Annotated in this window: 12 protein-coding genes and 1 pseudogene; 6 read left to right on the forward strand and 7 right to left on the reverse strand. The window is 64.9% G+C overall.

Annotated elements, in window-relative coordinates; genetic code table 11:
* Nucleotides 1-8: 8 nt before the first annotated feature.
* The 5 genes and pseudogenes from CR917_RS00190 to CR917_RS27965 form a co-directional block, all read right to left on the reverse strand.
* Entirely contained in the window at nt 9-1943 is a 1935-nt protein-coding gene (locus CR917_RS00190; protein ID WP_104571735.1) for a GGDEF domain-containing protein, read from the reverse strand.
* Between the two features lie 23 nt (nt 1944-1966).
* Nucleotides 1967-2821: an endonuclease/exonuclease/phosphatase family protein gene (locus CR917_RS00195; protein ID WP_043862301.1), complete on the reverse strand. Its 855-nt coding sequence runs from the start codon at nt 2819-2821 to the stop codon at nt 1967-1969.
* Between the two features lie 11 nt (nt 2822-2832).
* Entirely contained in the window at nt 2833-3465 is a 633-nt protein-coding gene (gene dsbA / locus CR917_RS00200; protein WP_043862300.1) for a thiol:disulfide interchange protein DsbA, read from the reverse strand.
* Between the two features lie 165 nt (nt 3466-3630).
* Nucleotides 3631-4248: a cytochrome c gene (locus tag CR917_RS00205; protein ID WP_043862299.1), complete on the reverse strand. Its 618-nt coding sequence runs from the start codon at nt 4246-4248 to the stop codon at nt 3631-3633.
* Between the two features lie 63 nt (nt 4249-4311).
* Nucleotides 4312-4398, reverse strand: a pseudogene (locus tag CR917_RS27965) (cytochrome C); the annotation flags it as partial.
* Nucleotides 4399-4665: 267 nt separating this feature from the next.
* Between CR917_RS27965 and yihA the strand changes: the two are divergent.
* Nucleotides 4666-5298 carry a ribosome biogenesis GTP-binding protein YihA/YsxC gene (gene yihA, locus CR917_RS00210; protein WP_054916024.1) on the forward strand — a complete coding sequence of 211 codons (633 nt, stop codon included), beginning with the start codon at nt 4666-4668 and terminating at the stop codon, nt 5296-5298.
* 289 nt (nt 5299-5587) lie between these two features.
* Here the strand turns inward: yihA and polA are convergent, their stop codons facing one another.
* Nucleotides 5588-8368 (reverse strand): DNA polymerase I, encoded by a 2781-nt coding sequence (gene polA, locus CR917_RS00215; RefSeq protein WP_100634941.1) that lies wholly within the window; start codon nt 8366-8368, stop codon nt 5588-5590.
* Nucleotides 8369-8442: 74 nt separating this feature from the next.
* Here polA and CR917_RS00220 point away from each other — a divergent pair, with 74 nt between their 5' ends.
* Together CR917_RS00220 and CR917_RS00225 are read left to right on the forward strand one after the other, a co-directional pair.
* Nucleotides 8443-8730 carry a DUF2782 domain-containing protein gene (locus CR917_RS00220; RefSeq protein ID WP_043862296.1) on the forward strand — a complete coding sequence of 96 codons (288 nt, stop codon included), beginning with the start codon at nt 8443-8445 and terminating at the stop codon, nt 8728-8730.
* Between the two features lie 64 nt (nt 8731-8794).
* Complete coding sequence (locus tag CR917_RS00225; RefSeq protein WP_100634956.1) at nt 8795-9745, forward strand: homoserine kinase; 951 nt, start codon at nt 8795-8797, stop codon at nt 9743-9745.
* Nucleotides 9746-9841: 96 nt separating this feature from the next.
* Here the strand turns inward: CR917_RS00225 and CR917_RS00230 are convergent, their stop codons facing one another.
* On the reverse strand, nt 9842-10762 hold the full coding sequence (locus CR917_RS00230; RefSeq protein WP_104571736.1) for a zinc ABC transporter substrate-binding protein: 921 nt from the start codon (nt 10760-10762) through the stop codon (nt 9842-9844).
* A gap of 66 nt (nt 10763-10828) precedes the next feature.
* Between CR917_RS00230 and zur the strand changes: the two genes are divergently transcribed.
* Genes zur through znuB form a run of 3 tightly spaced genes read left to right on the forward strand, consistent with a single transcriptional unit; the run spans nt 10829 to nt 12865 of the window.
* Entirely contained in the window at nt 10829-11311 is a 483-nt protein-coding gene (gene zur, locus CR917_RS00235) for a zinc uptake transcriptional repressor Zur (RefSeq protein ID WP_043862294.1), read from the forward strand.
* The gene (znuC, locus tag CR917_RS00240; protein ID WP_043862293.1) at nt 11311-12090 is read left to right on the forward strand and encodes a zinc ABC transporter ATP-binding protein ZnuC; all 780 of its coding nucleotides are present in this window, start codon (nt 11311-11313) and stop codon (nt 12088-12090) included. The genes zur and znuC overlap by 1 nt, the downstream gene beginning before the upstream one ends.
* Nucleotides 12083-12865 (forward strand): zinc ABC transporter permease subunit ZnuB, encoded by a 783-nt coding sequence (znuB, locus tag CR917_RS00245; RefSeq protein WP_043862292.1) that lies wholly within the window; start codon nt 12083-12085, stop codon nt 12863-12865. The genes znuC and znuB overlap by 8 nt, the downstream gene beginning before the upstream one ends.
* Nucleotides 12866-12954 lie beyond the last annotated feature (89 nt).

The following is a 12954-nucleotide window of genomic DNA, read 5'->3' on the forward strand; positions in this document are numbered from 1 at the left end:
AAACCCGTTCACCCCTGTTCGACGCGGTTGCGACCCAGGTGCTTGGCGCGGTACAGCGCCTCGTCGGCGCGCTTGAGCACTGCGTCGCTGCGCTCGCCGGAGCGGAACGCGGTGATGCCGATGGACAGGGTGATGGTCACCCGTTCGCCCTTGAAGTGGAACGGGCAGGCTTCGATGGCGCCGCGCAGCGTCTCGGCCAGCTCGATGCCGCCACCCAGCGCGGTCTGCGGCACCAGCAGGACGAACTCCTCGCCGCCGAAGCGGGCGATGAAATCGCGGCTGCGCAGACGCTTGCGCAGCTCGTTGGCAACGATCTTGAGCACCTTGTCGCCGGCCTGGTGGCCGTAGCTGTCGTTGATGCGCTTGAAGTGGTCGAGGTCGAGCATGGCCATCAGCAGGTGGCCGCCGTTTTCCTGCCAGGCGAGCATTTCCTGCTCCAGGCGCTCGGCCCAGGCGGCGCGGTTGGGCAAGCCGGTGAGCGGGTCGATCAGGGCCTTCTGGCGCTGTTCTTCAAGGTGCTCGCGGTAGCCCAGGGCTTCCTGCTCCATGCTCGCGACCCGCTCGGCCAGGCCTTGCAGGCGGCTGGCCAGTTCCTGCTCGCGCAGGTCACGCTGATGCTGGTGCTCGTCCATGGTGCCGAGCAGGCCCTCGAGGCGGTTCTCGAGGATGTGCTTGAGACTGTCGAGGTCGGCAGCGCCCTGCACGCTGCTTTGCAGGCCGTCGACCTGTTCGCGCAGCTGGGTATTGAGGTCGCGGGCGACGGAGCTGTTGTCGGCATGCCCTTCGCTGGCCTCCTGCAGGTGGCTCTGGAACGTCTCGAGGCGCTCGTTGAGCTGTTGCAGGTAGGCTTCGAATTCATGCTGGCCGCTGTCGGTGATGGCCAGCATCAGTACCGCCAGGTCATCCAGCACCGGCAGCAGCTCGTACCAGTTCAGCCCGTGCTCCAGGCGCTGACGCACCGCCAGGGCCTGGGGCTTGTGGCGTTCGGGCAGGGTCAGGTCGTCGAGCAAACCGAGCAGGGTCTGCTCGATATGGGTGGCGACGGAGCTATAGGAAGGCTCGGTGCCGTCGGGGAGGGCGTAGAGGAGTTCTTCAGGGGTGGGTTCGGGTGCCCCATCGACTTCGACAGCGTCCGCGTGCTCGGTCAGCACCGGGGCAGGCGTGGGTGGCGGTGTGAGCGCTGGGGCCTCTTCGCCAGCAAGGCTGGCGCCTACAGTGTAGGAGCCGGCATTGCCGGCGATGGGCTGCGCAGCAGCCTCGGCGTCCTCTGTGTCGACCAAGGCTTGGGGCTCGGGCAACGGCTGCAGTTCATCCACATCCGCCGCAGCCGGCGCAGGCTGCTCATGCACAGGTTCGACCGCTGCTTGCGCCACCGGCTCCAGGGCCTGCGTTTCGGGTTGAGCGACCTGCGTCTCTTCTTCACGCCCGCCAAACAAGCGCTGCAGAAACCCCGGCTTGCTCGCCTCTTCTGGGTGCTCCAGCACCGCCAGCGCCTTGCCCTGCAAGCCACTGAGCTCGCTCAGCAGCAACGGCATCTCGCGTGACTGGCTGGCCCGCGCATCCAGCTGCTTGGCAAATTTCTTCAGCGGTCGGCTGACCTCGCTGGGCAACGGCAGCTTCTGCAACTGGGCCACCAGCGCGTTGAGCGCGGTGCCTACCTGGGCGATCCGGGTTTCACGGCGCTGCTCGGAATCGAGCACGGCCTTTTCCAGACGCGGGATCAACCCGGCCAGGGCGGCGTCCATGTTGTCGGTACGGATGACCTCGCGCATTTCCTTCATGCACTGGTCTACCGCGCGGTCGCTGCCTTCGGCCGCCAGGGTGCTGCGCACCAGGCCGCGGCGCAGCAGGTCGAGACGGGCGTCCCACCGGCGTTCGAGCTTTTCCTGCTGCTCGATGCTCTTGAGGTATTTTTCTTTCCAGCGTTGAGCTTCGTCGGTCATGCCAAGGTCCGCAGATAAGGGGACTAACGCAAGGCCGGAAGGGTATCGACAGTCAGGGCATCAGGCAAACGAATCTCGACCGCCACGGGGAGATGGTCGGAAATCGGCTGGGACAGCACCTCGACCCGTTCCAGGGTGAGGCTCGGGCTGAGCAGAATATGATCAAGGCAACGCTGTGGTCGCCAGCTGGGGAAGGTCGCTTCGACCTGCGGCGCAATCAGGCCCAGGTCGCGCAGCGGGGAGTGCTGCAACAGGTCGGTGGCATGGGTGTTCATGTCGCCCATCAGCACCTGGTGACGATAGCCGCCGATCAGCTCGCGGATATAGCCCAGCTGCAGGGCACGGGTTCGCGCGCCAAGCGCCAGGTGCATCATCACCACCACCAGCGCATCCTCGCCTTCACCGAACCGCACCAGGATCGCACCGCGGCCGGCCGGGCCGGGCAGCGGGTGGTCTTCGAGCAGTTGCGGCTTGAGGCGGCTGAGCACGCCGTTGCTGTGCTGGCCCAGGCGCCCGAGGTTGCGGTTGAGCTGCTGGTACCAGTAGGGGAAAGCACCCAGTTGCGCCAGGTGTTCAACCTGGTTGACGTAGCCCGAGCGCAGGCTGCCGCCGTCGGCTTCCTGCAGGGCCACCAGGTCGAAGTCGCCCAGCAGGTTGCCGATCTTCTGCAGGTTGCCGGCACGCCCCATGTGCGGCAGCAGGTGCTGCCAGCTGCGGGTCAGGTAGTGCCGGTAACGCTCGGTGCTGATGCCTACCTGGATATTGAAGCTGAGCAGACGCAAGCGACCGTCGGACGGTAGACCACTTGCATCGATATGGTGCTCGTTGACCTGCGGTTCGTGCAGGCCGACGAGGCGCTCGGATTTCCAGCGGCGCATAGTTTCGCCTCTTATTTGGCGGCGCGTTCCTTGGCAATCAGTTGGTCAGCAACGTTCAGTACGCCGTTCGGGCCACCTGCGGTGCCCAGGTCGAAGGTGTACTTGCCGTTGACGACCATGCTCGGAACGCCCTTGATGTTGTACTGCTTGGCAAGTTCCTTGGCCTGGTTGACCTGTCCCTTGATGGCGAACGAGTTGAAGGTGGCCAGGAACTTGTCCTTGTCCACACCCTGGGTGGCCAGGAAGTCGGCCATCTCTTCAGGCTTGGTCAGGTGCTTGCGCTGGTTCTGGATGGCATCGAACACGGCCGCATGCACCTTGTGCTCCACGCCCATGGCTTCCAGGGTCAGGAACATCTGCCCGTGGGCGTCCCATGGCCCGCCGAACATGGCGGGAATACGCTTGAAGTTCACGTCGTCAGGCAGCTTTTCGACCCACGGGTTGATCGTCGGTTCAAAGCTGTAGCAATGCGGGCAGCCATACCAGAACAGCTCGACCACTTCGATCTTGCCAGGCTGGGACACCGGTACCGGGTTGCTCAGCTCGACATATTCCTTGCCGGCGATCACAGGGTCTGCGGCCTGGACCGTCATACCGAAGGCGCTGGCGGCGACCAGCGCGGCGCCGAGAATCAGATTACGCATGCGTTACTCCTGAGCAGTGATGTGTCGCCTCGTCGCGACCTGGGTTCAGACAGGCCGGGGCAGGCCCGAGTTCGTTAGTGTAACGGCAGCGGGCACAAAAAAGGGTGGCCCGGGCCACCCTTTTCATTTTTGCGCCGCTGTATTAACCCAGCGTTAAACCGGGGCTCAGTGCAGGCCCTGGATGTAGCTGGACAACGCGTCGATGTCCTTGTTGCTCAGCTTGCTGGCGATGGTGCGCATGGTGGTGGCATCGCCATCGTTGGTGCGGTTGCCTTCACGGAAGTCCGTCAGCTGCTTGGCCACGTAGCTTGCGTGCTGACCACCCAGGTGCGGGAAGCCGGCGGCGGCAATGCCTGCGCCGTTGGGCGAGTGGCAACCGGTGCAGGCCGGCAGGCCTTTTTCCAGATCACCGCCGTTGAACAGTGCGCGACCACGCTCGACCAGCGCCGGGTCGGCGGCGCCCACGCTGCCTTTCTGGCTGGCGAAATAGGCCGCGATATCGGCCAGGTCCTGATCGTTGAACGCGGCCAGCATGCCGGTCATTTCCAGCACGGTACGTTTGCCCGACTTGATGTCGTGCAGTTGCTTCTCCAGGTATTTCTCGCCCTGGCCGGCCAGTTTCGGGAAATTCGGCGCCATGCTGTTGCCGTCGGGGTTGTGACACGCGCCACATACAGCGGTTTTTGCCTGACCGGCAGCAGCATCCCCAACGATATTGCCGGCAGCGTTGGCAGCCCCGGTGATGCCTAAGGTCAACAGCAGACTCACGAATAGTTTGTTCATCAGCTAATCCAACTACGGCTAAGGGTGAAAGAGTTATGTATCGAGGCAACCTGTCTTGTTGACTCACCCGGTCAGGGTGGCCTGATCGTCCTCGTTACTGCAGTCCATGCACAAACCACGCGGCGGCATAGCCTTGAAACCCTGGGGAGCTGCTTCGACAGCCTCTGCGGTCCCTTATGTCAGGCGTGACTTCCACGCTGTAGGGATCCTGTGTAGCCTGAGCGCCGAATACGACCCTTTCAGGGTTGGGGCTGCACTGCGTCTACTGCGCAAGCTTGGTCAAGCAGCTCCCGTGCACATCCTCCTACGCTGGGATAATGCGCACACAAAAACTGGGGCATTATATACTCCCGTGCCTGAAACGGAAACGACACCGCTTGCCGAGAGCCCCTCGAGCAACGCCCAATCGGAAATACCATGCAAGTCAAAAACCCCATCCTCGGACTCTGCCAGCAGGCCAAATTCGCCCTCAGTGCCGCCAAAGTCGACCAGTGCCCGGACGACGAAGGTTTCGAAGTGGCCTTTGCCGGCCGCTCCAACGCCGGCAAGTCCAGCGCCCTCAACACCCTGACCCACGCGAGCCTGGCGCGCACCTCGAAAACCCCGGGGCGTACCCAGCTGTTGAATTTCTTCAGTCTGGACGACGATCGGCGTCTGGTCGACCTGCCGGGCTATGGTTATGCAAAGGTGCCGATCCCGCTCAAGCAGCACTGGCAGCGCCACCTGGAGGCCTACCTGGGCAGCCGGGAGAGCCTCAAGGGCCTGATCCTGATGATGGACGTGCGCCATCCCATGACCGACTTTGACAAGATGATGCTCGACTGGGCCGTGGCCAGCGGCATGCCGATGCACATCCTGCTGACCAAGGCCGACAAGCTGACCTTCGGCGCGGCCAAGGGCACGCTGCTCAAGGTACAGGCCGAAATCCGCAAGGGGTGGGGCGACAGCGTGACTATCCAGCTGTTCTCGGCGCCCAAGCGCCAGGGGCTGGAAGAGGCCTACACGGTACTGGCTCGCTGGCTGCAACTGCCGGACAAGCCCGCAGAATAAGGGCTGCCCGGCAAATGCCGGGCAAAAAAAACCCCGGACTTCGTATGGGGAGGGGGAAGTTCGGGGTTCAAGTTCCGGACCGCTAGGGCGGGGTCCAGATATCTGCCAACACTTAACACAACATAGGAGCATCGAAGGGCTTCACCAGCCATTCAGTTACTCTGAGTCGTGGTTCACCGGTTTAGTTCCTCGGCGCGGGAAACTATTTTCCATAGGCCGAAAAAGCAGAAATTGCCGCGACCTTATGCCGCAGCAGATTTCTGTTTTTGGTAGGCATCAAGCACGCTTTTCAGTGCGCCTCGTCCCAGTTCGCCCCCACGCCCACATCCACCACCAGCGGTACATCCAACTGCGCGGCACCGCTCATGTGCACGCGAATCTCCTGCGCCACCTGTTCCACCAGGTCCTCGCGCACTTCCAGCACCAGTTCGTCGTGCACCTGCAGGATCACCCGGGCATCCAGCGCAGTGCTCGCCAGCCAGTTGTCCACCGTGACCATGGCGCGCTTGATGATGTCAGCTGCGGTGCCCTGCATCGGCGCGTTGATCGCGGTACGCTCGGCGCCAGCGCGCTCCTGCGGACGGTTGGAGTGAATGGTCGGCAGGTACAGGCGCCGCCCGAACAGCGTTTCCACGTAGCCCTGGTCGGCCGCCTGCTTGCGGGTGCGCTCCATGTAGTCGCGCACGCCCGGGTAGCGGGCAAAGTACACGTCGATGTAGGCCTTGGCCGTCTTGCTGTCGACGCCGATGTCCTTGCCCAGCTTCTTTGCGCCCATGCCGTAGATCAGGCCGAAGTTGATCGCCTTGGCGCTGCGCCGCTGGTCGGAGGTCACGTCGCCAAGCTCCACCTTGAACACTTCGGCCGCGGTGGCAGTGTGCACGTCCAGGCCGTTGCGGAAGGCGCTGAGCAGGCCTTCGTCCTTGGCCAGGTGGGCCATGATGCGCAGCTCGATCTGCGAGTAGTCCGCCGCCAGCAATTTGTAGCCGGGCGCCGCGATGAAGGCCTGGCGAATGCGCCGGCCCTCGGCGGTACGCACCGGGATGTTCTGCAGGTTCGGGTCGCTGGACGACAGGCGGCCGGTGGCAGCCACCGCCTGCTGGTAGGAAGTGTGGATACGCCCGGTACGCGGGTTGATCTGCTCGGGCAGGCGGTCGGTGTAGGTGCTCTTGAGCTTGCTCATGGAGCGGTACTGCATCAGCACCTTGGGCAGCGGGAAGCCTTCCTCGGCCAGCGCCTCGAGGGCTTCTTCAGCCGTCGACGGCTGGCCCTTGGGGGTCTTCTTCAGTACCGGCAGGCCGAACTTGTCATAAAGGATGGCGCCCAGCTGCCTGGGCGAACCCAGGTTGAACGGCTCGCCCGCCAGCTCGATGGCTTCGCGCTCCAGCGCGTCCATCTTGTCGCCCAGCTCGCCGCTCTGGATCCTGAGCAGGTCGGCATCCACCAGCGCGCCCTCGCGCTCGATACGCGCCAGCACCGGCACCAGCGGCATCTCGATATCGCTCAGCACACTGGCCAGGCTTGGCAGCGCCGCCAGCTCGGCGTGCAGCTTGTGGTGCAGGCGCAGAGTGATGTCGGCATCTTCGGCGGCGTAGGGGCCGGCCTTGTCCAGGTGGATCTGGTTGAAGGTCAGCTGCTTGGCACCCTTGCCGGCAATGTCGGTGAAGCCGATGGTGGTGTGGTCCAGGTACTTCTTGGCCAGGCTGTCCATGTCGTGGCGGGTGGCCGTGGAATTCAGCACATAGGATTCGAGCATGGTGTCGAAGGCCACCCCACGCACGGTGATGCCCGCGCAGTTGGCCAGGATGTTGATGTCGTACTTGGCGTGCTGCCCGACCTTGGCCTTGTTCGGGTCTTCCAGCAGCGGCTTGAGCGCGTTCAGCACCAGCTCGCGGTCCAGCTGCTGCGGGGCGCCTTCGTAGTCGTGTGCCAGCGGGATGTAGGCGGCCTCATGGGGCTTGACCGCAAACGACAGGCCGACCAGCTGGGCCTGCTGTGCATCGACCCCGGTGGTTTCGGTATCGAATGCGAACAGCTCGGCGTCCTTGAGCTTTTGCAGCCACACGTCGAAACGTGCCTTGTCCAGAATGGTTTCATAGGCGGCCTCGACAGGGGCTACCGGCTCGGCAACGGCCACCGGGGGCGCCTCGGCGTCGGGTGTGGCGGCAGGGGGCGGGGCGAGCTCCAGGCGCTTGTTCTCGCGCTGAACTTCGTCGATCCAGCCCTTGAACTCGAGTTCGGTGTACAGCTGCAGCAGCGTTTCGCGGTCAGGTTCGCCCAGGTGCAGGTCGTCCAGCCCGACCTCCAACGGCACGTCGACCTTGATCGTGGCCAGCTGGTACGACAGGAACGCCAGCTCCTTGTGCTCCAGCAGCTTGGCCGGCAGGGTCTTGGCCCCGCGGATCGGCAGGCTCGGCACCAGGTCGAGATTCTCGTACAGCTCCTTGATACCGCCATTGACGCCCACCAGCAGGCCGACGGCGGTCTTCTCGCCCACGCCCTTGACCCCGGGGATGTTGTCGGATGAGTCGCCCATCAGCGCCAGCAGGTCGATGATCTGCTCGGGTGCGACGCCGAACTTCTCCTTCACGCCCTCGATGTCCATCGACGAGCCCGACATGGTATTGACCAGGGTAATGTGCGCATCCACCAGCTGGGCCATGTCCTTGTCACCGGTGGAGATCACCACCGGGCGGGTCGCCGCGGCGCTGCTGCGGGCCAGGGTGCCGATCACGTCGTCGGCCTCGACCCCCTCCACGCACAGCAGCGGGAAGCCCAGCGCCTTGACGCTGGCGTGCAGCGGCTCGATCTGCACACGCATGTCGTCGGGCATGCTCGGCCGGTTGGCCTTGTACTCGGCGTACATCTCGTCGCGAAAGGTGCCGCCCTTGGCGTCGAACACCACCGCGAAGGGGCTGTCCGGGTACTGCTTGCGCAGGCTCCTGAGCATGTTCAGCACACCCTTCACCGCGCCGGTGGGCATGCCCTTGGAGTTGGTCAGCGGTGGCAGCGCGTGGAACGCGCGGTACAGGTAGGACGAACCGTCCACCAGGACGAGGGGAGCTTGGCTCATGAGCAGAATCAACCTTTTCAACGGGCCCGGCGCTAGAATGTCCGGAACATTGACGACAAAGGGACAAGGTTATCATGCGTAGACTAAATCGCCTGTTGCTGCTCGGTGTGTTGGCTGCCGCTCCACTGGTAGCCAATGCGGCGGATGAAGCGCCTTCGGCCGATCCGGATGTAACCATTCGCACGGAAGGCGACAAGACCATCCAGGAATACCGCCAGAACGGTTTCCTGTATGCCATCAAGGTCACCCCCAAAGGGGGCAAGCCTTACTTTCTGGTGCGCGCAGACGGCTCGGAAGGCAACTTCATCCGTTCCGACCAACCCGACATGCTGATTCCTTCCTGGAAAATCTTCGAGTGGTAATGCGGGCCCCTACCATCCACCTGGCACTTCCTGCGGGAAGTGCCCGAATGAGCAGTTTTTGACCATGTCTGTCTTCACCCCACTGACCCGGCCCGAGCTGGAAACCTTTCTGGCGCCCTATGGACTGGGTCGCCTGCGGGACTTCCAGGGAATTGCCGCCGGCACCGAGAACAGCAACTTCTTCGTCAGCCTCGAACAGGGTGAGTTCGTGCTGACACTGGTCGAACGCGGGCCGATCCAGGACCTGCCGTTCTTCATCGAACTGCTCGACGTGCTCCACGAGGCCGACCTGCCGGTGCCCTATGCGCTGCGCACCCGCGACGGCGTGGCCCTGCGCGAGCTGGCCGGCAAGCCGGCGCTGCTGCAGCCGCGCCTGCCGGGCAAGCACATCAAGGTGGCGAACAACCAGCATTGCGTACAGGTGGGCGAACTGCTCGGCCACCTGCACACCGCGACCCAGCACAAGGTGCTGGAGCGCAAGACCGACCGTGGCCTGGACTGGATGCTGGCGACCGGCGCCGAACTGATGCCGCGCCTGAACCCGACGCAACAGGCGCTGCTGCAGGGCTGCCTGGACGAGATCGTCGCGCACCAGGGCCAGATCATGGCGCTGCCGCGGGCCAACCTGCACGCCGACCTGTTCCGCGACAACGCCTTGTTCGAAGGCACCCACCTGACCGGGCTGATCGATTTCTACAATGCGTGCTCCGGGCCGATGCTGTATGACCTGGCGATCACCCTGAACGACTGGTGCTGCGACGATGCCGGGCAGATCGACCCGCCGCGGGCGCGGGCGTTGCTCGGTGCGTATGCCGCGCTGCGCCCGTTCACCGCAGCCGAGGCACACCTGTGGCCGGTGATGTTGCGGGTGGCCTGCGTGCGGTTCTGGCTGTCGCGGCTGATTGCGGCCGAGTCGTTTGCCGGGATGGACGTGCTGATTCACGACCCGGCGGATTTCGAGGTGCGCCTGGCGGCGCGTCGGCAGGTGGACATCGCCCTGCCGTTCGCGTTGTAACTGAGCCACTCCAGGTAGGAGCCGGCCTTGCCGGCGGAGCCGTTGGGCTGCAGCGCAGCCCTTCGCCGGCAAGGCCGGCTCCTACAGATCGGTGGGTCAGAGCTTTTCCAGGCACCCCGCCAACCCATTGCCCAGGTTCTCCAGCAACCGCTCATAGCCATTGGCATCCGCTGGCATCGTGCCGCCCAGCGCATCCAGCTCGGCCAGCGTCACCGGCAACCCCGCTGTCAGCGTCTCGGCCAGCCGCGGGCGTAGCGGCGGCTCGCTGAATACACAGGTCTTGCCCACTTCCTGCAGGCGCTTGCGCATCGCGGCCACGTGCTGCGCGCCCGGCTGCACCTCCGCCGCCACACTGAACACGCCGGTGTGCTTGAGCCCGTAGGCCGCCTCGAAGTAATCGAAGGCTTCATGGAAGACAAAGTACGGCTTGCCCGCAACAGCGCTCACCCGCGCCTTGAGTCGCGCATCCAAGGCATCCAGGCGCTCGCCGAATGCCTTGGCGTTGGCGGTGTAGCGCGCCTGGCTCTGCGGATCGGCCGCGCCCAGGTCCGCCGCCATCTTCGCCGCAATCACCCGCGCGTTCACCGACGACAACCACAGGTGCGCATCCAGGCTGCCTGGGCGGTGGTCATGGTCGTGCTCGTCGGCGTCTTGCGCGTGGGAATGGCTGTCCTCGCCGAAATGGCGCAAGGTCAGGCCCGGCAGGCTCTGCACCGCCACCGTCGGCTTGCTGCGGCTACCCAGCACACGGGGCAGAAAACCCTCCATGTCCGGGCCGATCCAGTACAGCAAGTCCACCTGGCCCACCTTGCGCACATCGGAAGGGCGCAAGGCGTAATGGTGCGGCGAAGCGCCCGGTGGCAGCAGCACATCCGGCGTACCGACACCGTCCTGCACCGCTGCGGCGATCAGCTGCAGCGGCTTGATGCTGGTCAGCACCTGAACCTCGGCCTGCGCCGGGGTCATCAACAGGCTGCTTGTGACAAAAGCGACAAAAAGGGCAAAAAATCGGGACACGATAGGCACTCATCGGGGCAGGAACGGGTAACATAATAACGTCTCTCAACAGAACCGTCGCTGCCCATGCCCAATACCCCGCTGGCCAACCGTCCCCACGACCACTCCCACTGCGTGCACAGCGCGCTGGCCGAGGCCGATGCGCTGTGCGCGCGTCAGGGCCTGCGCCTGACCGCCCTGCGCCGCCGCGTGCTGGAGCTGGTATGGCAAAGCCACAAGCCGCTGGGCGCCTACGACATCCTTGCCGTGCTCAGCGAGCAGGACGGCCGCCGCGCCGCACCGCCCACCGTGTACCGCGCACTGGATTTCCTGCTGGAAAACAGCCTGGTGCACCGCATCGCGTCGCTCAATGCCTTCATGGGCTGCAGCCACCCCGAGCATGCCCACCAGGGCCAGTTCCTGATCTGCCGCCAATGCCACGTGGCAATCGAACTGGAGCAAGCCTCCATCAGCGACGCCATCGTGGCCAGCGCCAATGATGTGGGTTTCAGTGTCGAGACCCAGACCGTCGAAGTGGTCGGTCTGTGCGGCACCTGCCGGAGCGCCTGATGAGCAACGCGTTGATCCGCCTCGAGCAGGTGGGCGTCACCTTCGGCGGCCAGGCCGTGCTCGACAGCATCGACCTGTGCGTGGAGCCCGGGCAGATCGTGACCCTGATCGGCCCCAACGGCGCCGGCAAGACCACCCTGGTACGCGCCGTACTCGGCCTGCTGGCGCCGCATACCGGCAGCGTATGGCGCAAGCCGCGACTGCGCATCGGCTACATGCCGCAGAAGATCCAGGTGGACGCCACCTTGCCGCTGTCGGTACTGCGCTTTCTGCGCCTGGTGCCGGGCGTGGACCGCAAGACAGCACTGGCGGCCCTCAACGAAGTGGGCGCCGAACACGTCATCGACAGCCCCATCCAGACCGTGTCCGGCGGCGAGATGCAGCGGGTGCTGCTGGCCCGCGCGCTGCTGCGCAAGCCAGAACTGCTGGTGCTCGACGAGCCGGTACAGGGCGTCGACGTGGCCGGTCAGGCCGAGCTCTACAGCCTGATCACGCGCCTGCGCGACCGCTACGGCTGCGGCGTGCTGATGGTTTCCCACGACCTGCACCTGGTGATGAGCACCACCGATCAGGTGGTGTGCCTCAACCGCCACGTGTGCTGCTCGGGCCACCCGGAGCAGGTCAGCGGCGACCCGGCCTTCGTCGAGCTGTTCGGCAACAACGCGCCAAGCCTGGCGATCTACCACCATCATCACGACCACGCCCACGACCTGCACGGGTCGGTGGTCACACCGGCCCCTGGCGGGCATGTGCACGGAGACCACTGCAAGCATGGCTGATTTTCTGTTGTATGCCCTGCTTGCAGGCTTGGCCCTGGCGCTGGTGGCGGGCCCGCTGGGCTCGTTCGTGGTGTGGCGGCGCATGGCGTATTTCGGCGACACGCTGTCCCACGCGGCGCTGCTGGGCGTGGCCCTGGGCTTCGTGCTGGACGTCAGCCCGACGCTGGCGGTGACCGTCGGTTGCCTGTTGCTGGCGCTGTTGCTGGTGACCCTGCAGCAGCGCCAGCCGCTGGCCTCCGACACCCTGCTGGGGATTCTCGCGCCGAGCACGCTGTCGCTGGGCCTGGTGGTGCTGAGCTTCATGCACGATGTGCGCATCGACCTGATGGCCTACCTGTTCGGCGACCTGCTGGCGATCAGCCCGGGCGACCTGGCGTGGATCCTGGGCGGCAGTGCGCTGGTCCTGTTGCTGATCGTGGCGCTGTGGCGTCCGCTGCTGGCGGTGACCGTGCACGAGGAACTGGCCCGGGTCGAAGGCCTGCCGGTGGCTGCGCTGCGCCTGGCGCTGATGCTGCTGATCGCGGTGGTGATCGCGGTGGCGATGAAGATCGTCGGCGTGCTGCTGATCACCTCGCTGCTGATCATCCCCGCCGCAGCCGCACAGCGGCATGCGCGCTCGCCGGAACAGATGGCGCTGGGCGCCAGCCTGATCGGCGTAGTGGCGGTGTGTGGCGGGCTGGCCCTGTCGTGGTTCAAGGACACCCCGGCCGGCCCATCCATCGTGGTGTGTGCGGCAGTGCTATTCTTGGTGAGCCTGGCGCTGCCCCGGCGCTGAGCGCGCAGCCCCATGGGCAGGGTGCGGCCGACAGGGTCGCGCCCTGCGACATTTTAATCGCCGCTACATCCTGAAGAGTTATTTTCGCG

This window comes from Pseudomonas sp. BRM28 (assembly GCF_002939405.1).
Lineage (GTDB): Bacteria > Pseudomonadota > Gammaproteobacteria > Pseudomonadales > Pseudomonadaceae > Aquipseudomonas > Aquipseudomonas palmensis.

What these genes read in the sequence shown, in the direction of transcription:
- CR917_RS00190 (WP_104571735.1), bottom strand. Translation starts at nt 1,943, where the DNA reads ATGACCGACGAAGCTCAACGCTGGAAAGAAAAATACCTCAAGAGCATC.
- CR917_RS00195 (WP_043862301.1), bottom strand. Translation starts at nt 2,821, where the DNA reads ATGCGCCGCTGGAAATCCGAGCGCCTCGTCGGCCTGCACGAACCGCAG.
- dsbA (WP_043862300.1), bottom strand. Translation starts at nt 3,465, where the DNA reads ATGCGTAATCTGATTCTCGGCGCCGCGCTGGTCGCCGCCAGCGCCTTC.
- CR917_RS00205 (WP_043862299.1), bottom strand. Translation starts at nt 4,248, where the DNA reads ATGAACAAACTATTCGTGAGTCTGCTGTTGACCTTAGGCATCACCGGG.
- yihA (WP_054916024.1), top strand. Translation starts at nt 4,666, where the DNA reads ATGCAAGTCAAAAACCCCATCCTCGGACTCTGCCAGCAGGCCAAATTC.
- polA (WP_100634941.1), bottom strand. Translation starts at nt 8,368, where the DNA reads ATGAGCCAAGCTCCCCTCGTCCTGGTGGACGGTTCGTCCTACCTGTAC.
- CR917_RS00220 (WP_043862296.1), top strand. Translation starts at nt 8,443, where the DNA reads ATGCGTAGACTAAATCGCCTGTTGCTGCTCGGTGTGTTGGCTGCCGCT.
- CR917_RS00225 (WP_100634956.1), top strand. Translation starts at nt 8,795, where the DNA reads ATGTCTGTCTTCACCCCACTGACCCGGCCCGAGCTGGAAACCTTTCTG.
- zur (WP_043862294.1), top strand. Translation starts at nt 10,829, where the DNA reads ATGCCCAATACCCCGCTGGCCAACCGTCCCCACGACCACTCCCACTGC.
- znuC (WP_043862293.1), top strand. Translation starts at nt 11,311, where the DNA reads ATGAGCAACGCGTTGATCCGCCTCGAGCAGGTGGGCGTCACCTTCGGC.
- znuB (WP_043862292.1), top strand. Translation starts at nt 12,083, where the DNA reads ATGGCTGATTTTCTGTTGTATGCCCTGCTTGCAGGCTTGGCCCTGGCG.